The 17354-nt window shown below is 70.1% G+C and carries 16 protein-coding genes; 8 read left to right on the top strand and 8 right to left on the bottom strand.

The annotated features are described in order from the left end of the window. The coding region (locus RMO97_RS18685; RefSeq protein ID WP_310542519.1) for a class I SAM-dependent methyltransferase at nt 1–645 on the top strand (645 nt) is incomplete at its 5' end. Between the two features lie 69 nt (nt 646–714). Continuing rightward, the gene (locus tag RMO97_RS18690) at nt 715–1164 is read left to right on the top strand and encodes a MaoC family dehydratase (RefSeq protein ID WP_304779130.1); all 450 of its coding nucleotides are present in this window, start codon (nt 715–717) and stop codon (nt 1162–1164) included. Nucleotides 1165–1207: 43 nt separating this feature from the next. Here the strand turns inward: RMO97_RS18690 and RMO97_RS18695 are convergent, their stop codons facing one another. Continuing rightward, a complete protein-coding gene (locus RMO97_RS18695; protein ID WP_409035338.1) occupies nt 1208–2020 on the bottom strand; it encodes a trypsin-like serine peptidase in 813 nt (270 codons plus the stop codon). 186 nt (nt 2021–2206) lie between these two features. Here RMO97_RS18695 and RMO97_RS18700 point away from each other — a divergent pair, with 186 nt between their 5' ends. The 3 genes from RMO97_RS18700 (at nt 2207) to RMO97_RS18710 (ending at nt 5649) form a co-directional block, all read left to right on the top strand. Then, entirely contained in the window at nt 2207–4291 is a 2085-nt protein-coding gene (locus RMO97_RS18700; RefSeq protein ID WP_310542521.1) for a S9 family peptidase, read from the top strand. A gap of 424 nt (nt 4292–4715) precedes the next feature. Continuing rightward, nucleotides 4716–5495, top strand: coding sequence for an alpha/beta fold hydrolase (locus RMO97_RS18705; RefSeq protein ID WP_310542522.1), 780 nt, complete (start codon nt 4716–4718; stop codon nt 5493–5495). A gap of 7 nt (nt 5496–5502) precedes the next feature. Next, a complete protein-coding gene (locus tag RMO97_RS18710; protein WP_310542523.1) occupies nt 5503–5649 on the top strand; it encodes a hypothetical protein in 147 nt (48 codons plus the stop codon). 34 nt (nt 5650–5683) lie between these two features. Here RMO97_RS18710 and RMO97_RS18715 read toward each other — a convergent pair whose 3' ends face one another. From RMO97_RS18715 to RMO97_RS18730, 4 genes are read right to left on the bottom strand one after another with little or no spacing between them, the layout of a single operon-like run. Beyond that, entirely contained in the window at nt 5684–7048 is a 1365-nt protein-coding gene (locus RMO97_RS18715; RefSeq protein ID WP_310542524.1) for an MATE family efflux transporter, read from the bottom strand. A 4-nt stretch (nt 7049–7052) separates the two neighbouring features. Further along, nucleotides 7053–8705 carry an efflux RND transporter permease subunit gene (locus tag RMO97_RS18720; RefSeq protein ID WP_409035339.1) on the bottom strand — a complete coding sequence of 551 codons (1653 nt, stop codon included), beginning with the start codon at nt 8703–8705 and terminating at the stop codon, nt 7053–7055. Beyond that, the gene (locus RMO97_RS18725) at nt 8696–10129 is read right to left on the bottom strand and encodes an efflux RND transporter permease subunit (RefSeq protein WP_310542525.1); all 1434 of its coding nucleotides are present in this window, start codon (nt 10127–10129) and stop codon (nt 8696–8698) included. The genes RMO97_RS18720 and RMO97_RS18725 overlap by 10 nt, the downstream gene beginning before the upstream one ends. Next, entirely contained in the window at nt 10126–11181 is a 1056-nt protein-coding gene (locus RMO97_RS18730) for an efflux RND transporter periplasmic adaptor subunit (protein WP_310542526.1), read from the bottom strand. The genes RMO97_RS18725 and RMO97_RS18730 overlap by 4 nt, the downstream gene beginning before the upstream one ends. Before the next feature lie 138 nt (nt 11182–11319). On the opposite strand from RMO97_RS18730, the gene RMO97_RS18735 reads away from it, so the two are divergent. Beyond that, a complete protein-coding gene (locus RMO97_RS18735) occupies nt 11320–11994 on the top strand; it encodes a TetR/AcrR family transcriptional regulator (protein WP_310542527.1) in 675 nt (224 codons plus the stop codon). Nucleotides 11995–12038: 44 nt separating this feature from the next. Continuing rightward, nucleotides 12039–13454: an alpha/beta hydrolase domain-containing protein gene (locus tag RMO97_RS18740; protein ID WP_310542528.1), complete on the top strand. Its 1416-nt coding sequence runs from the start codon at nt 12039–12041 to the stop codon at nt 13452–13454. A 9-nt stretch (nt 13455–13463) separates the two neighbouring features. On the opposite strand, the gene RMO97_RS18745 is transcribed toward RMO97_RS18740, so the two are convergent. Continuing rightward, nucleotides 13464–13676 carry a dodecin gene (locus RMO97_RS18745; protein WP_310542529.1) on the bottom strand — a complete coding sequence of 71 codons (213 nt, stop codon included), beginning with the start codon at nt 13674–13676 and terminating at the stop codon, nt 13464–13466. Between the two features lie 191 nt (nt 13677–13867). Between RMO97_RS18745 and RMO97_RS18750 the strand changes: the two genes are divergently transcribed. Continuing rightward, nucleotides 13868–15778, top strand: a complete 1911-nt coding sequence (locus RMO97_RS18750) for a potassium transporter Kup (protein ID WP_310542530.1) — start codon at nt 13868–13870, stop codon at nt 15776–15778. Here RMO97_RS18750 and RMO97_RS18755 read toward each other — a convergent pair. Continuing rightward, nucleotides 15775–16467, bottom strand: coding sequence for a response regulator (locus RMO97_RS18755; RefSeq protein WP_310542531.1), 693 nt, complete (start codon nt 16465–16467; stop codon nt 15775–15777). The genes RMO97_RS18750 and RMO97_RS18755 overlap by 4 nt on opposite strands. Continuing rightward, nucleotides 16464–17354, bottom strand: an 891-nt coding sequence (locus tag RMO97_RS18760; protein ID WP_310542532.1) for an ATP-binding protein, incomplete at its 5' end; no start/stop codon positions are given. The genes RMO97_RS18755 and RMO97_RS18760, both read right to left, overlap by 4 nt.

Here is a 17354-nt window from a genome sequence, read left to right on the forward strand (position 1 = left end):
CTCGATTTCGAGGACGAACAGCAGGTCGCGACCTACGACATCCGACAGGGCGGCGACCTGGCCGCCGACCGCGCCCTGCTCTCGGGGCTGGGGGTGACCCGCGAGACCGCGCTCGCCGACATCGGCTGCGGCACCGGCATCCTGGCCTGCGCGGCCGCCGGCATGGCCCGCTCGGTCCGGGCCATCGACGTGTCGGACACCATGCTGAGCGCCGCCAAGGCGCGGGCCCGCGAGATGGGCGTGACCAACATCACCTTCGAACTCGGCGGCTTCCTGACCTTCCCGGCCTCCGGCGACCTCGACCTGATCATCACCAAGAACGCCCTGCACCACCTGCCAGACATGTGGAAGGCTGTGGCGCTCACCCGCATGCGCGACGCCCTGAAGCCCGGCGGGCGGATCTACATCCGCGACGTGGCCTTCAACTGCACGCCGGACGCCATCCCGCGCACCGTGGAGAGCTGGATCGGCTGGATGACGCGAGAGACCGGCTATAGCCGCGAGGAGGTCGCCTGCCATGTGCGCGAGGAGCACTCGACCTTCGGCTGGATCCTCGCCCGCATGATCGACGACGCCGGCTTCCGGCTGCTCAGCCGCACCCATGACGGGGTCTATGCGACCTTCCTGGCCGAGGCGGTCGCCTGATGTGGCTTCCACTGGCGGCTGTCACCCTCTAGAGGTCGAACACCTGTTTCAAAGACGAGGACGTGAACGATGAACCCCGTGGAATTCAAGGATCTGCCCGGCCTGGTCGGTCAGGAGACCGGCGTGTCCGACTGGCTGGAAATCACCCAGGAGCGCGTCAACCAGTTCGCCGAGGCCACCGGCGACCATCAGTGGATCCACGTCGACGTCGAGCGCGCCAACCGCGAAATGGGTGGCCCGATCGCCCACGGCTACCTTACCCTGTCGCTGCTGCCCTTCCTGGGCGGCGGGCTGATGCCGGTGAAGGGCGTGACCCGCGGGATCAACTATGGCTCCGACAAGGTGCGCTTTGTGAACATGGTCCGAGTCGGCAAGCGCGTGCGCCTGCGCCAGAAGCTGATCGGCGTCGACGCCAAGGCCGGCGGCGTCCAGATCCGCATGGAATGCACCATCGAGATCGAAGGCGAAGAAAAGCCCGCCTGCATCGCCGAGACGCTGTCCCTGCTGTACGGCGCCTAACACGACCGAGCTCTCCCCGCCCCTGGGTGGGGAGGCGCTTAACCTACCAATCGGGCGAGACAGCCTCTTCGGCCGAGGCCGCCTTGGCGCCCGTGAACACCTCGTTCGAGGCCGTGGTCACCGGCGCATAGGGGTTCTCCACCAGACCGATGGTCTCGCGGATGTACTTGGCCTGGGTGACGATCCCGATCTCCAGGCGCTCATTGTTCAATTCCACCTGCTGGGTCAGCAGGCCCGCGATGAACTGCGCGGGCTGGGCCTCGGTGGCGCCCGAACGACGGCGCGAATTGTCGGCCATGAACACCGGCCCGCCCGAATTGCCCGGGAAGACGCTGAAGTCGAGCAGGAAGGTCGGGAAGACCTTGGCTGGCGCGATGGGATAGGAGGCGACGCGGCCGGCCCGCAGAATCGGGAAGCCGGCGCGGTTGGCCGCTAGGCCCCGGGGGAAGCCGAGCGCCATCATCTCGTCGCCCGCGCCCACCTTCAGCGAGGCGAAGGTCTGATCGTCGGCCAGCCAGCTCAGCGGAATCGCGGCCTTGGCGAATTGCTCCGGCGCGGTGATCGAGATGGCGGCCACGTCGCGGGACGGATGGTGGGTCCAGAGTTCACGGCCCTCGGCGTCGCGGATCTTCAAGGACTGGGGCGAATAGGTCCAGGAGCCGTCGGGGTTCTCGATCCGGTAGCCGATGCGGGCCTCGGCCCCGGGCATCTTGGCCAGCACGTGGTTGGCGGTGACGAGAACGGTGCGCGGCTGGCCATCGGGGCTCAGCGACTGGATGAGGAAGCCGGTGCCGACCGTGCGGGTGCCGTCCCCAAGGGGCTGCTCCAACTGCACCGTCGCGTGGATCAGTTCCACAGATAGGTCATAGACCATCGACGTCCCCGAAAAATTTCTGCAACTCGCGCAACCAACTAGCGGGATAGTTCCTTAAGAACGTCGTTAAGGCAAAGAACGATCTGCGGTTTAGGCGCTGCGCCATGTTGCCGCGTGGCCCAAGGGTTACGCCTTGAGAGCGCCCCGCGCCTGGGCCATCTAGCAGGGATGACCCGTCCCCTCCCCCCCGTCGCCCGGCGCGAGCCCAAGTCCATAACCCAGCTCGGCCGCACGCGCGTCGACGACTACGCCTGGATGAAGGACGAAAACTGGAAAGACGTCCTGCGCGACCCCAAGGTCCTGCGGACTGACATCCGCGAGCATCTGGACGCCGAGAACGCCTACACCAAGGCCCTGCTAGACGACCCCACCAAGGCGCTGCAGGCGGCGCTGTTCGCCGAGATGAAGGGGCGGATCAAGGAAGACGATTCGTCGGTCCCCGCCTCGGATGGGGCCTGGGACTACTATGTCCGTTACGAGATCGGGGCCGAGCATCCGGTGCATGGCCGCCGGCCGCGCGGACGGACCGACGGCGAGGTGGTGCTGCTGGACGAGGAGGCGCTCTCGAAGGGCAAGGCCTTCTTCCAGGTCGGCGCGGCCCACCACAGCCCCGATCACCGCCTCTACGCCTGGGCCGCCGACGAGCAGGGGTCGGAGTACTACACGATCCGCATCAAGGACCTAGCCACCGGCGAGACCTTGGCCTTCGAGATCGAGAGCGCCTATGGCGACTTCACCTTCTCCCCCGACAGCCAGTGGCTGTTCTGGATCTGGCGCGACGAAAACGCCCGGCCCTCCAAGGTCTACCGGCGTCCGGCGCGCGGCGGCGAGGACGTCCTGGTCTATGAGGAGGCCGACGACGGCATGTTCCTCGGCGTCGGCACCACCTCAGACGACAGCCACGTCGTGGTCCATGTGGGCAACCAGGAGACTACGGAAATCTGGCTGATCCCCGCCAGCGATCCGACCCGGCCGCCCTTCGTGGCCGAACCGCGGCGGGTGGGCGTGAAGTATGAGCTGGACCACTGGACCGACCGCTGGGTGATCCGCACCAATGACGACGGTGCGGTGGACTTCAAGCTGGCGACCAGCACCGCCGAGATCCCGGCCAAGTCCACCTGGACCGACTTCGTGGCCCATCAGCCGGGCCACTATGTCACCGGCTTCGCGGCTTATGCCGGCCACCTGGTGCGGCTGGAGCGGGTGAACGCCAACGACCGGATCGTGGTCATGGCGCGCGGCGGCGGCGAGCATGAGATCGTCTTCGACGAGGAGGCCTGCGCGCTCTCGCTGAGCGGCGGCTATGAGTACGAAACCCCGATCACGCGCTTCATCTACCAGTCGCCCACCACGCCGCGGCAGTGGTTCGACTACGACATGGCCAGCCGCGAGCGAACCCTGCGCAAGACCCAGGAAATCCCCTCCGGCCACGATCCGGCCCGGTACGTGGCGCGCCGCCTGACGGCCACCGCGGCCGATGGGGCCGAGGTTCCGATCACCGTCCTGATGCTGAAGGACACCCCCCTGGACGGCTCGGCGCCCCTGCTGCTCTACGGCTACGGCGCCTATGGCCACGCCATGGAACCCAGCTTCTCGATCCGCAATCTCAGCCTGGTGGACCGCGGCTGGATCTGGGCCACGGCCCATGTGCGCGGCGGGTCCGACAAGGGCTGGGGCTGGTTCCTGGACGGGCGCAAGGAGAAGAAGCCCAACAGCTTCAACGACTTCATCGCCTGCGCCGAGCACCTGTCCGCTCAGGGATACGGCAAGGCCGGGAAGATGGTGGCCTATGGCGGCTCGGCGGGGGGCATGCTGATGGGCGCCATCGCCAACCTGCGGCCCGACCTGTGGGCCGGGGTGATCGCCGCCGTGCCCTTCGTGGACGTGCTCAACACCATGAGCGACACCACCCTGCCCCTGACGCCGCCGGAGTGGCCCGAATGGGGCAACCCGCTGGAGGACGAGGCCGCCTACGACACCATCGCCGCCTACAGCCCCTACGACCAGGTGGCCCCCCGGCCCTATCCGCCGGTGCTGGCGACGGGCGGGCTGTCGGACCCCCGCGTCACCTACTGGGAGCCCCAGAAATGGGTGGCCAGGCTGCGCGCGGTCTCGACATCGGATGCCCCGATCCTGCTCAAGATCAACATGGACGCCGGCCACGGCGGGGCCTCCGGACGGTTCGACTTCCTCAAGGAGATCGCCCTCGACTACGCCTTCGCCATCTGGGCTGTGGACAGGGGTTGGGAGTGATCGTCCGTCAGCGAGCGCTGACCTCGCACATGTTGGCCGCGGCGGAGGGTAGATAACCGGGGCCAGGCCGGCAGGATCGCGCCAATGATCGACGAAGACCGCGCCGGATCGACATCCCCGACCCGCCGCGAGCGGTGCGCGCCACCCGGACCCGAGCCTCATCGCCGGCAAAAGTCCAATGAATTCCGCGCGCCGCCTGAACGCGGCGACTCTGCCCCCTCAGGATCGCCGACCGCGCCGCCGCCTGTCTCGCGGCGCGGCCAAGGCGGCCGACACTCACCGGCAGGTGACGGTCAGGGTCCCAGCCGATTCGGTGCGGGCCTCGGCTGCTGGACGGTTGAACAACGGTTGAGCTTGGGCCAAGAAACCGCCTGACCGACCCGCCCTTCCACCCCCTTTCCAGCCCTCGCGGCGGAGGCCCGACGTGACAGTCGTCTACTTCCACGGCCAGCCCGGATCGCCGGCCGAGCTGGACCTGGTCTTCGCCGACCCCCGCGAGCACCAGGGACGGGTCCATGCGCCGGACCGGGCGACCGATCGCCCCGACCTGCCGCTGGCGGCCTATCTCGACCACCTGGCGGCCGACATCGGACAGCGCTTCCCCGAGGGCCCGCTCCGCCTGGTGGGCTTCTCGCTCGGGAGCTTCGTGGCCGTCGAGATCGGCCTGAGGCTGGAGGCGCTTGGCCGCAACCTCAGCCTGGACCTGGTCTCGGCCGCCGCGCCGCTGGATTGCGGTGACTTCCTGCCCGACATGGCAGGCGGCGCGGTGTTCGCCCTGGCGCGCAACCAGCCGGCGCTGTTTTCCGCCCTGACCTCGGTCCAGGGGGGACTGTCTAGGGTCGCGCCGGGCCTGCTGTTTGCGCAGATCTTCGCCGGGGCGGCCGGGGCGGACGCGCATCTGGCCCGCGACCCGGCGTTCCAGGCCAGGGTGCGCGGGATGATCGCCCACAGCCCGGCGCGCGGCGCCCGGGCCTACCGGCGCGAGATCCTCGGCTATGTCGCCCAGCCCGCGCAAAGGCTGGCCGGCCTCAGGGCGCCCATCACCCTGTGGCAGGGCGACGACGACACCTGGACCCCGCCCGCGATGGCGGAGGCCATCGTCGCGGTCCGGCCCGCAACCCTGCGGCGGTTCCCCGGCCTGTCCCACTACTCGACCCTGCAGGCCGCCCTGCCCCAGATTCTCGCCGGGGCCGCCTCCACCTAGGGCGCGCGTGCTCACTTCGCGATCCGTCGCCGCGACCGGCGACCGCCAGGACGAGACCGCCTGGGTCAGGGGCCATCCCGACTTCGCCGCCATGATCGCGCAGGGGGTGGACGAGGCCGCCGGCAAAAGCGTGCGCAAGCTGAAGACGATATGAGTGCACTGTCATCGAATTCAGACGAGCTCTGAATTTACCCGAGTTCACCAGGCTTGACCCGGGACGCGCGCCAGAAGCCGAAGGCGTTGATGGCGGCGAAGGCTGCCGAGCCGGCGGCGACGGCCAGGGCCGGACCGGTCACCCCGGCGAGCTGTTTCGCCAGGATCCAGCTTCCCACGGCGGTGATCGCCAGACGGACCGCGCCGGCCGCCAGGGCCCAGCCGACCCGCCCACGACCCTGGCTGGCGAAGTACAACATCAGCCCGACGCCGAAGCAGCCATAGGACGGCGCCGCCACCCGCAGGTAGTCAGCGCCCGCGGCGATCACGGCCGGGTCGGAGGAAAAGAGTCCCATCCAGGCCGCCGGAAACACAGCCGCCAGCACGCCGATGCCCTGGGTCACCACGAAGGCGGCGGCGGCCGCTTTCCAGGCCGCCTCCCGCGCCCGATCGGTCCGGCCCGCGCCCGTCGCCACGCCCACCACGCTGATCACCGCGGTGGCGAAGCCGAACAGCAGGGGAATCAGCAGGAAGTCGATCCGCGAGGCCACCCCGTAGCCGGCCAGCGCCGCGGCGCCCGCCAGGGCCACGGCCCCGGTCACCAGCACGGTGGTCAGATTGGCCATGATCGTCCCCAGCGCCGAGACCAGGCCGACGCCGAGGATGTCGCCGAAGGCCTGGCGCGAGAGCGGTGTGGGGCGCAGCCTCAGAGCCCCGGCGCCGCGCGCCAGATGGCGCAGCAGGAAGGCCGTCGCGCCCAGATAGAAGATCAGCACCGCCGCGCCGGCGCCGCCGACCCCCATGTGCGGCAGGGGTCCCCAGCCGAAGATCAGGGCTGGTGACAGGGGAATGGTGGCCGCCGCGCCCACCAGGGACACCGCCGCCGGCAGCTTGACCTCCCCCGCCCCGCGCATGGCCGAGGCGACGAGGTTCATCACCCAGAACGGGATCGATCCGCCGAACACCCAGGCGGAATAGATCAAGGCCTGATGCAGGACCACCCCCTCGCCTCCGAGGGCCGAATAGAGCCGGCCGCCCAGGCTCAGAAGCAGGACCGTGAAGAGCGCGCCGAAGATCACGGCGATAACCATGGCGTGCCAGAGCAGGACATTGGCCCGCTCGGCCTGGCCGGCCCCCAGGGCCCGGGCGATGGCCGAGGACACCCCGCCGCCGATACCGCCGTTGCTCATGGTGGCCATCAAGGCCACCAACGGCGCCACCAGGGTGACGCCGGCCAGGGCCTCAAGCCCCAGCCGGCTGGTCCAGTAGGTTTCGATGATGCTGACGCCGATCTGGGCCAGGATCACCACCATGGTGGGCAGGCCCAGTGCGATCATGGTGCGCAGGGGGGGTCCGGTGAGCAGGCGTTCGGTGCGGGCCTGGGCGGCGGTCTTGGTCATGAGGTCAGCCTGCTTGGGTCGGCGCGGGATCGACGGTCTCGTCTCCGCGCGAGAGCAGCCAATAGGTCACCGGCGTCGCGACCCGCGACAGGAAGGTGGAGGTGATCAGCCCCCCCATGATGGCGATCGCCAGCGGTGAGTAGAGCCCCGAACCCTCAAGGGCCAGAGGCAGGAGGCCCCCGATGGCGGTCACCGAGGTCAGCAGGACGGGCAGGAAGCGAACCTCGCCGGCCTGCTCGATGGCCGCCCGCAGCGGCACCCCCTGCCTGCGCAGCTGCTCGGTGAAGTCCACCAGCAGGATGGAGTTCTTGATCTCGATTCCGATCAGGGCGATCAGGCCGATGGTGGCGGTGAAGGACAGGGAATTGCCGGTCACCCAGAGGGCGGCCACCGCCCCGAACAGGCCAAGGGGTATGACGCCTGCCACCACCAGGGCCGTGCGGAACTTGCCGAACTCCAGCACCAACACCGCCAGGATCCCGAAGATCGCCACCAGGATCGCCGCGCCCAGGCCCGCGAAGCTCTCGGACTGAGCCTCGGCCTCGCCGCCCAGGCTCAGGCGGTAGCCGGGGGGCAGCGCCAGTTCGCCCGCCAGGCGCGCCGCGGCGTCCTCCGTCACCGCAGAGGTGAGGAAGCCAGTCTGGATCTGGGAGGTGAGGGTGACGCTGCGCTGGCGATTGAATCGCGTGATCTGAGCTGGGCTGGAGCGGAACCGCGGCTCGGCCAGGGCCGAGAAGGGCGCCGACTCGCCAGCCTGGGTCGGGACATAGAGGTCCTGGAGAACCGAGATCTCGTTACGGCCAGTCATGGGCAGGCGCACCCGCACCGGATAGTCATCCCCGTCGGGGTCGCGGAAGCGGGCGGTCTCTTCCCCCGACAGCGCCAGGCGGGCGATGCGGCGAACGGCGCCGGCCGAGACGCCCAGGGCCGCGGCCTTGTCTTCCTCGACTCCGAGATCGAGGTCAGTGCGGTCCAGCCGGATCGGATTGCCCACATCGCGCGTCCCGGGCGTCGCCTTCAGGATCTGCTCGGCCCGAGCCGCGAGGCCCTTGAGCACGTCCAGGTTCTCGCCCGAGATGCGCACCGCAAGCGGCGCCTCGATGGGCGGGCCGTTCTGGAACGCGACCAGGCTTATCCGGGCGCCGGGATAGGCCGCCAGGTCGGCGCGAAGGGCGTCGAGCAGCCGGGGGCTCGCCTCGGGCTCCCAGACCTTGAGGCCGGCGAACACCTCGGCATAGCTGGTCTGGGTCTGACGCTGCTGCTGGTTGTAGAAGATCTGCGGATTGCCCCGACCCAGGTTGGCGGCGGTCCAGACGATGGCGGGCTCAGCGGCCAGGCGACGCTCCACGAAGCGCAGGGCCTGGTCGGTCTTGGCCAGGGAGGTTCCGTCGGCGGTCTCGATGCGGACCAGGAACTGCGGGGTATCGGCCGGGGGAAACAGGCTGGAGCCGATTGCGCCCAGCATCGGCAAGGTGGTGGCGCAGATGGCGGCGATGAGGGCGAAGGCGGTCCAGGGGCGGGCCAAGGCCCGGTGCAGCAGCGGGGCGTAGAGGCGATGAATGCCGCCGTTGACCCACCGCAGCAGGGCGTTGCCCTCCGGGTCCTCATGACGCGACAGGATTCGGCTGGCCAGAAAGGGAATGATGGTCAGGGACACCAGGAGCGAGGCGCCGACCGTGCACAGGACGGTGACCGGCAGAGAGCGGATGTGTAGCCCCCCGACCCCCCGGGCAGGGCCAGCAGGGGCAGGAAGGCGAACATCAGGGTCGCGGTGCAGCCAATGACCGCCAGGGTGATCTGCCGCGTCCCGGCGATGGCCGCGGTCACGCGGTCGGCGCCGGCGCGCAGGTGTCGGGCGATGTTCTCGGTCACCACGATGGAGTCGTCCACCAGCAGGCCCAGGGACAGGACAAAGCCCGCGACCGCCAGCTGGTTGACCGTGAACCCCAGGGCCTGCAGCAGGGCCAGGCCGATCAGCAGCGACAGCGGGATGGACAGCATCACCACCCCGCCCGCCCTCAGGCCGAGCGGCAGGAGGGTGATCAGCACGATGCCGAGGGCCAGGCCGAAGTCGCGGAACAGCCGCAGTAGCCGGTGCTCCACATTCTTGGCCTGGACAAAGCCGCGCTCCAGCCTGACCCCGGCCGGAAGGGTCCGCTCGAAGTCCGTCACCGCCTGGTCGATGCCGGCCGTCACCTTGGCGACGTCGGCGCCGTCCTTCTGGGTGGCGGTGACGAACACCGCCCGCCGACCGTTGAAGCGGGTGAGATGATCGGCTTCCTGCTGGGCCCAGCTGATGTGGGCGACGTCGCGCACCCGAACCACCTGTCCGGCCTGCCTGCGGACCGCGATCTCGCCCACCGCCGCCAGGTCGCGGAAGGCGCCGCCGGACTTGATGTTGAATCTCCGGTCGCCGGCATGGGCCGCGCCGATGGGGGTCTCGGCCCCGGCCGAACGGAGGGCGTCGGCCACGGCCGTGGCCGGCAACTGCAGGGCCGCCAACCGGCCCAGGTCCAGGGCGACACGCACCTCCGAGGCGGGAACCCCCCAGTAGCGCGCCTCCCGCACACCCGGAGCCCGGTCCAGGCGTTCGCGCAGGCTGTCGGCGAGCTTCTCCAGCCGTCGCATCGGCAGGTGATCGCTCACCAGGGCCAGTTGGACGATGGCCACCTCGGTGGTGCGCGCCCGGCGCACCTCCAGTCGTGTCAGGCCCTGCGGCAGGCTGGCGCGCACGGCGTTCACCTCACGGACCACCTCGTCGTACTTGCGCTCCGGGTTCACGCTCCAGTCGAACTCCACCGTCACCACGGCGGCCCCGTCCAGGCTGGTGGAGGTGATCGAATCGACATTGTCCAGGCCATCGAGGGCGGCCTCGATGGGGTCGGCGATGAGTTGCTCGACCTCCGCCGGCTCGGCGCCCGGCAGCACCGCCTGGACGGTGACGATGGGGATCGGGAAGTGAGGATCCTCAGAGCGCGGCGTGGAAAACAGGGCGTTGACCCCCAGCAGGATCAGCAGACCGAACGCCACCAGGGTGAACTGCCAGTTGCGGACCGCGAAGGCGGCGATGTCAAACCTCACCGGGCGACGCCGCTCTTTGGGGCGCCGACAGCCAGGCGGGCGGGATCGACAACGCTCACCCGATCGCCATCGCCGACGAATCCGGCCCCGGCCGTGATGACCCGGGCGTCGGCCGCCAGGCCGTTGACCAGGGCGTCATCGTCCAGGAACCCGCCAAAGGTCACCGGCCGGCGCCGCGCCACGCCCTGTTCCACCACGAGGACGAAGGCCCGTCCGCCACTGGCCTCCAGGATCGCCTCGGCCGGAATCCGCGCGAAGGTCGTTCCCGTGGCGGGCCCCACCGCGATCCAGGCCCTGGCCACCTGGCCACTGCGGAGGCCTTCGGCTGCGAGAATCTCAATCTCGACATCGACCGCGCCGGTCTGAGCCCCGGCCCGCTCGCCCACCCGGGCCACACGGCCGGCGACTTCGTTGGAGAGGCCGTCGATGCGGACGCCAGCCGACTGGCCGGGCTTGACGCGGCTGACGTCACGATCCGACAGGGGCGCGCGCAGGATCAGCGGGCTGGCTTCATCGGCGATCCTGAGGATCGCCTGGCCGGGCTGAACGACCTCGCCGGCCTGGGCGTGGCGCTGGAGCACGACGCCCGTCACCGGCGAGACCAGGCGGCTCCATCGGCGGTCAAAGGCCGCGGCGCTGACGCCGGCCTGGGCGATTGCCAATGCGCTGCGGCGGTCCTCCAGCCGCTGGCGGCTGACGAAGCCCTTGTCGAACAGGGCCTGGTCCCGGGCCTGGTCGCGCCGGGCGCGTTCCACCTCCGCCACGGCGCGGGACTCGGCGGCGGCCACCCCTGTGGGGTCGACGGCCGCCAGCAGTTGTCCGGCCGCGACCCGGTCGCCGTCATCGACCTGCAGGCGGGTGATGACGCCGGGAATGCGGAACGACAGGGTCATCTCCCGCTCCCGCGCCAGTTGTCCCGTGGCGCTCAGGCGGTCAACCGCGTCCGGGGGGCGGACCGCAGCCGCCTCCACACTGGTTGGCGGCGGCGGCTTAGCAGGGGCGGCGTCCGGGGGCGCGCAGGCCGTGATGGCGGCCAGGATCGTGGCCGCCATCACCCCGGCGCAAACGCGGCGCGATCTCTGCATATGCCCCGACCCCAACGATGACCCCATAACCGATCATTGATAGGTAATCAGTGATACATGACCGCACATTGTCAATGCCCGGCCACGCATGACAGATATGCGCTCATGAAGCTGACTACGGAACGCTCGCCCCGGAAGGCCAAGGGGCAGGGGCCGGAGCGGCGGGAGGAAATCCTCGCAGCCGCCTTGCGGCTCTTCAATGAGTTCGGCGTCTATGCCGTGTCGACCCGGCAGATCGCCGTGGCCGTGGGGATCTCTCAGCCGACCCTCTATGCCTACTTCCCCACCAAGGACCAGATCGGCTCCGAGCTGCAGAACCGGGCCTTCGGGCTCCTGGCCGACGCCCTGACGGCAGGCGCCAAGGGCGATGTGCGCAGCCTGGAAGACCTGGTGGCGATGCTCCGGATCTATGTCGATTTCGGGCTGACGAACCCCGACATGTACCGGATCGCCTTCATGTGGCAGGCCGCGCCCGGGGGCGCCGGGCGCCCTGAACCCGACCAAGCCCTGTCCCCCGCCGCACAGTCGACCTACGGGGTCCTGCGACGGGAGATCACCGATCTGCATGAGCGCGGCCTGACCCTGGGCCTGGACCCCGAAACCCTGACCCAGAGCGTCTGGGCGGCCATGCATGGCCTGATCGCCCTGGTCATCGTCAAGCCTGGCTTTCCCTGGGTGGAGCGCGAACACCTGATCACGTCCCACCTGACCCTGATCGCCCGGGGCCTCCTGGCTCGCGCCGCCGCGAGCGCCTTTCCAGGGACCGCGTCAAGCCGCTAGGATCATCGCTCAGCAGCACCAGACTGCACGGTGAGGAGTGAGACATGATCCAGGGACCCATCACGGGCGGACAGCACGGCTGGGCGTTCAACCGGCCGCTTATCGACCTGGCGGCCAAGGGCTTCGTCGAGGCGGAGTACGTCCTGGAGGGTCAGGCGACGACCTACGGGCCCGTCGCGGGCGCCGAGCTGGGGCGCGACGGGAAGTGGACCGTGGAGCCGCGCGGCAAGGTTCCCTTCAAGACCCGCTTCCTGGTCTATCGGCCCGCCGACCCGGCGAAGTTCAACGGCACGGTGGTGGTGTGCTGGAACAATGTCACCGCCGGCTATGAGCTGTTCTTCGGGGAGGGCCCCGAGGTGCTGGAGGAGGGCTACGCCTATGTCTGCGCCACGGTGCAGGCCGTGGGCGTGCACGGGTTCGAGGCCAACCCTCAAGGGCTCGCGGCCTGGGACGCCGAACGCTACGGGACCTTAAGCATTCCCACCGACGACGCCTCCTATGACATCTTTTCCCAGGTCGCCCGCGCCGTGGGGCCGGGCCGCGGGGGCGCGGTCGATCCGATGGGCGGGCTGGCGGTCAAGAGGGTGATCGGCCTGGGCGCCTCGCAGTCGGCGGGGCGGCTCTCGACCTATATCAACGCGGTCCATCCGCTGTCGCCTGAGCAGGGCGGTCACGCCTTCGACGGCTATATGCTGCAGATCTATTTCGGCGGCGGCACGGCCATCGAGGGCAGCGATCCGCCGGTGCGGGTGTCGCCAGGTGCGCCGGGCGCCGCGCGTCCCCTGCCCCGCGCCCAGAACCTGATCCGCGAGGATCTCGACGTGCCGGCGATGATCGTCAACACCGAGCTGGAGGCCATCGCCTGCCTCAAGGTGCGCCAGCCCGACACCGAGCGGTTCCGCACCTGGGAGGCCGCGGCCCTGACCCATGTCTCCTACCAGGCCCAGCTGACCCGCAACGAGAAGTACCAGCGCGACTTCGGCGTGGCGCCCGCGCCGCCGTCAGAGGACATGAACCGCATCTACCTGCAGCCCTTCTATGACGCCGCCCTGCATCACATGAACCGCTGGGTGAACGGGGGCGCGGCCCCACCGTCACAGCCGCTGATCGACTTCGACGCCGACGGCAAGGTGGTGCGCGACCGGCACGGGATCGCCACGGGGGGCGTGCGCCTGCCCCAGGCGCAGGCGCCGGTGGCGATGAACAGCTCCCAGCCGGTGAGCGACGACTTCTCGGGTCGGCTGCGGGGGTCGAACCGGCCCTTCGACGCCGCGACCCTGGACGCGCTCTATGGCGACGAGGCGGGCTACCTGGCCCGGTTCCGAAAGGCGGCGGCCGCCGCCGTCGAGGCCGGGGTGATGATGCCCCGCGACGTCGAGCCGGCGGTGGCGGAAGCGGCGCTGGAATACCGGCGCGCGCGGGCGCTCACGGCGCGCGAGCCCGCCACGACGGCGGGCTGACGCGGGAGGTCACTCCTCGAGGGCGTAGCCGAGCTTCAGGCTGACCTGGAAGTGGGCCACCTGGCCCTCCTCCACGTGCCCGCGCACCTGGGTGACCTCGAACCAGCGGATGTGCCGGCGGTTTTCCGACGCCTTGGTGATGGCGGTGCGGATGGCGTCATCGACGGACGTCTTGGACGTGCCGACGATTTCACTGACGCCGTAGGTGTTGTCTTCGGTCATGGAGCCTCCAGGTTTCTGCAGGTCCAGAGCGCGCGACGTGAGCCCGGGTTCCAGGCGGCCCGCCTGGCCGGCGCTGAGGCGCGATCTTTACGCGGCCCTTACGCCCGCGCCCGCGATCCCGCATCGAACCGCAATGCGCAGCCGGGCTAGCACCGGCCTGTCCATGTGGACGGGTCAGCAGCAGGGTCGAGATGACGGCGGTACAGGTTGAGGACGGGGCGGCGCAGGACGACCCCAAGGTGGCGCGGCGGAGGTTCTGGGCCCTGACGCTCGGCTCCATCGGGGTGGTGTTCGGCGATATCGGCACAAGCCCGCTCTACGCCATGAAGGAGGCCCTGGCCCACGCCAAGGGCGGCGCCGGCGACCTGGCGGTGTTCGGGGTGGTGTCCCTGGTGTTCTGGGCCCTGCTGCTGATCGTGACGGTGAAGTACACCCTGGTAGTGATGCGGGCCGACAACCGCGGCGAGGGCGGGACGCTGGCCCTGATGGCGCTGGCTCAGCACGCGCTGGGGCGGCGCTCGCGGCTGGTGCTGATCCTGGGGATCTGCGGGGCGGCGCTGTTCTATGGCGACGGCCTGATCACCCCCGCCATCTCGGTGCTGTCGGCCACGGAGGGCCTGGCCCTGGCGCCGGGGATCGGCAAGTTGTTCGAGCCCTATGTGCTGCCGGCCGCCGCGGCGATCCTGGCCGGGCTGTTCCTGGTGCAGTCGCACGGGACGGCGGCGGTGGGGCGGTTCTTCGGGCCGATCACCCTGGTCTGGTTCCTGGTGCTGGCCTGTCTGGGCCTGATCCACATCGTCCAGGAGCCGGCGATCCTGGCGGCCTTCAGCCCGGTCTATGCGGTCAAGCTGCTGGTGAGCAACGGCCTGCTGGGCTTCGCCATCCTGGGCAGCGTGTTCCTGGTGGTGACCGGCGCCGAGGCGCTCTACGCCGACATGGGCCACTTCGGCCGGGCGCCGATCCGGGCGGGCTGGCTGATGGTGGCCTTCCCCTGCCTGATGCTGAACTATCTGGGCCAGGGCGCCCTGGTGCTGGCCGATCCGCAGGCGGCGGCCAATCCCTTCTTCCTGATGATCCCGCAGGCGGCCTACTGGCCGGTGATGCTGCTGACGGCGGCGGCCACGGTGATCGCCAGCCAGGCGGTGATCACCGGCGCCTTCTCGGTGACCCAGCAGGCGGTGCAGCTGGGCCTGCTGCCGCGCATCGAGATCAGGCGGACCAGCGAGACCATCGCCGGACAGATCTATGTGCCGGCGGTGAACGCATTCCTGCTGGTGGGCGTGCTCTGGCTGCTGGTGATGTTCCGCTCCTCCTCCAACCTGGCGACGGCCTACGGCATCGCGGTGACAGCCACCATGGTGGTGACCGTGCTGCTGCTGTTCGTGGTGGCGCGGCGACATTGGAAGTGGCCCCTGGCCGCGGTGCTGGCCCTGGTGGTCCCGCTGCTGGCCATCGACCTGGTGTTCCTGGGCTCCAACGTGATGCGGATCGCCCAGGGCGGCTGGTTCCCCATCGCCATCGGCGCCCTGATCGTCCTGGTCATGCTGACCTGGATGAAGGGGGTGGCGATCCTGGGGGACAAGACCCAGCGCGACTCCCTGCCCCTCGCCGACCTCATCGAGAGCCTGAGGGCCAGGCCGCCGCACCGAGCGCCAGGCACGGCCATCTTCCTGACCTCTCAGGGGGACCTGGCCCCCGTGGCCCTGATGCACAACCTCAAGCACAACAAGGTGCTGCACGAGAAGAACGTGATCCTGACCGTGGCCACCAGCGACCGGCCCCGCGTGGCCGACCAAGACCGGGTGGCGGTGGAGAGCCTCGGACCCGACTTCAGCCGGGTGACAGTGACCTACGGCTTCATGGAGCAGCCCAATGTGCCCGCCGCCCTGGCCGCCTGCCGCCGCCAGGGGCTGAGGTTCGACATCATGGCCACCTCGTTCTTCCTGGGGCGCCGCTCGGTGCTGCCGGGCCGGGAACCGGGGATGGCGCTGTGGCGGGACAAGCTGTTCATCTACCTGCTGCGCAACGCGGCCAACCCCACCGACTTCTATCAGATCCCGCCGGGCCGGGTGGTGGAGATGGGGGCCCAGGTGACGGTCTAGGGCCCCGTCACGAACCGGTAACCGACGCCCGGCTCCGTCACGATGTGGCGGGGCTGGGCGGGGTCGGCTTCGAGCTTGTGGCGCAACTGGCCGATGAAGACCCGCAGGTATTGAGTGTCATGGACGTGGGCCGGTCCCCAGACGGCGGTGAGCAGCTGGCGGTGGGTGACCACCCTGCCCCCGCCCTCCACCAGCTGGGCTAGCAGCTGGAACTCCTTGGGCGAAAGCCGCACCGCCGCGCCGTCGCGGCGCACCGCGTGCATGGCCAGGTCGATCTCCAGGGCGCCGGCCGTGACACTGCGCGGGGCGGCGTCGGCGGGAGCCCCGCGTCGCAGGGCGACCCGCAGCCGGGCCAGCAGTTCCCCCACCCCAAAGGGCTTTTCCACATAGTCGTCGGCGCCCAGGTCCAGGGCGTCGATCTTCTCGGTCTCCCGGTCGCGGGCCGAGAGGATCAGGATGGGTCCGGCATAGAAGGCGCGCGCGCGGGCGAGCGCCTCCTTGCCGTCCATGTCGGGCAGGCCGAGGTCGAGGATGACGGCGTCCGGCGCCCGGCGCGCCAGCTCCCGCAGGCCGTCGGCGGCGGTGTCGGCGCGGATCGGCTCGAAGCCGGCCGCCTCCAGGGCCGGCGTCAGGAACCGGTGGATCTGCGGCTCGTCGTCGATGACCAGGATGCGGGGGCGCAGGCTCACATCAGGTCCTTGGGCGTCGGGTGCGGCTTTGGCAAGGCGATCAGGATGCGGGTCCCGTGGCCGTCGGCCACCGGGCTGGAGGCGGCGATCCGCCCGCCCATGGCCTCCACGAAGCCCTTGGCGATGGAGAGGCCGAGACCCAGTCCGTGGCCCCGGTCGGTGGGCTGGTTCAGCCGCCGGAAGCGGTCGAACACCTGCTCCAGAGCCTCGGGCGGGATGCCCGCACCGGCGTCCTCGATGGCGATCAGGACGTGTCCGAGGTCCTCGTGCACCGCCAGCTCGATGGCCGCGCCGGGCGGGCTGTAGGCCGCGGCGTTCTCGATGATGTTGAGCACCGCTTGTTCCAGCAGGGTGGGGTCGGCGTTTACGCGGGATAGGCGGTCGGCGAAGTCGCGGCGGATGAGCCGGCCGTCCAGGCGGCCCTCCAGCCGGTCGACCGCTGAGGCCAGGACGGCCCGGACATCGGTGAGCTCGCTGCGCGGGGTCAGGGCGCCGCCTTCCAGCCGGCTCATGTCCAGCAGGTCGCCGACATAGCGGTTCAGACGCCGCGCGGCCTGGGCGATGCTCTCCAGCAGGTCGCGGCGGACGGCGGGCTTAAGCTCGGCCTCGAAGTCCAGCAGGGTGGTGGAGGATCCGAGCACCGTGGCCAGGGGGGTGCGGAAGTCGTGGCTGATGGAGTTCAGCAGGGCCGAGCGCAGGTGGTCGGCGCGGCGGAGGCCCTCCAGCTCGGCGGCGGCGACCGCAAGACTGGCCCGCTCCAGGGCCACGGCCCCCTGGCGCAGCACGGCGGTCAGCAGGCCCTCCTGATCGGCGGGCAGGCGCGGGCCGCGCAGGCCGATCACCCCCACCTGACCGCCCACCCCCTGCAGGGGCCGCATCGCCCAGCT

This window comes from Phenylobacterium sp., from assembly GCF_031425575.1.
GTDB lineage: Bacteria > Pseudomonadota > Alphaproteobacteria > Caulobacterales > Caulobacteraceae > Phenylobacterium.

Excerpts from the sequence above, each read along its gene's own strand:
- RMO97_RS18690 (WP_304779130.1), top strand. The coding sequence starts at position 715 with ATGAACCCCGTGGAATTCAAGGATCTGCCCGGCCTGGTCGGTCAGGAG.
- RMO97_RS18700 (WP_310542521.1), top strand. The coding sequence starts at position 2,207 with ATGACCCGTCCCCTCCCCCCCGTCGCCCGGCGCGAGCCCAAGTCCATA.
- RMO97_RS18715 (WP_310542524.1), bottom strand. The coding sequence starts at position 7,048 with ATGACCAAGACCGCCGCCCAGGCCCGCACCGAACGCCTGCTCACCGGA.
- RMO97_RS18730 (WP_310542526.1), bottom strand. The coding sequence starts at position 11,181 with ATGGCGGCCACGATCCTGGCCGCCATCACGGCCTGCGCGCCCCCGGAC.
- RMO97_RS18735 (WP_310542527.1), top strand. The coding sequence starts at position 11,320 with ATGAAGCTGACTACGGAACGCTCGCCCCGGAAGGCCAAGGGGCAGGGG.
- RMO97_RS18740 (WP_310542528.1), top strand. The coding sequence starts at position 12,039 with ATGATCCAGGGACCCATCACGGGCGGACAGCACGGCTGGGCGTTCAAC.
- RMO97_RS18745 (WP_310542529.1), bottom strand. The coding sequence starts at position 13,676 with ATGACCGAAGACAACACCTACGGCGTCAGTGAAATCGTCGGCACGTCC.
- RMO97_RS18750 (WP_310542530.1), top strand. The coding sequence starts at position 13,868 with ATGACGGCGGTACAGGTTGAGGACGGGGCGGCGCAGGACGACCCCAAG.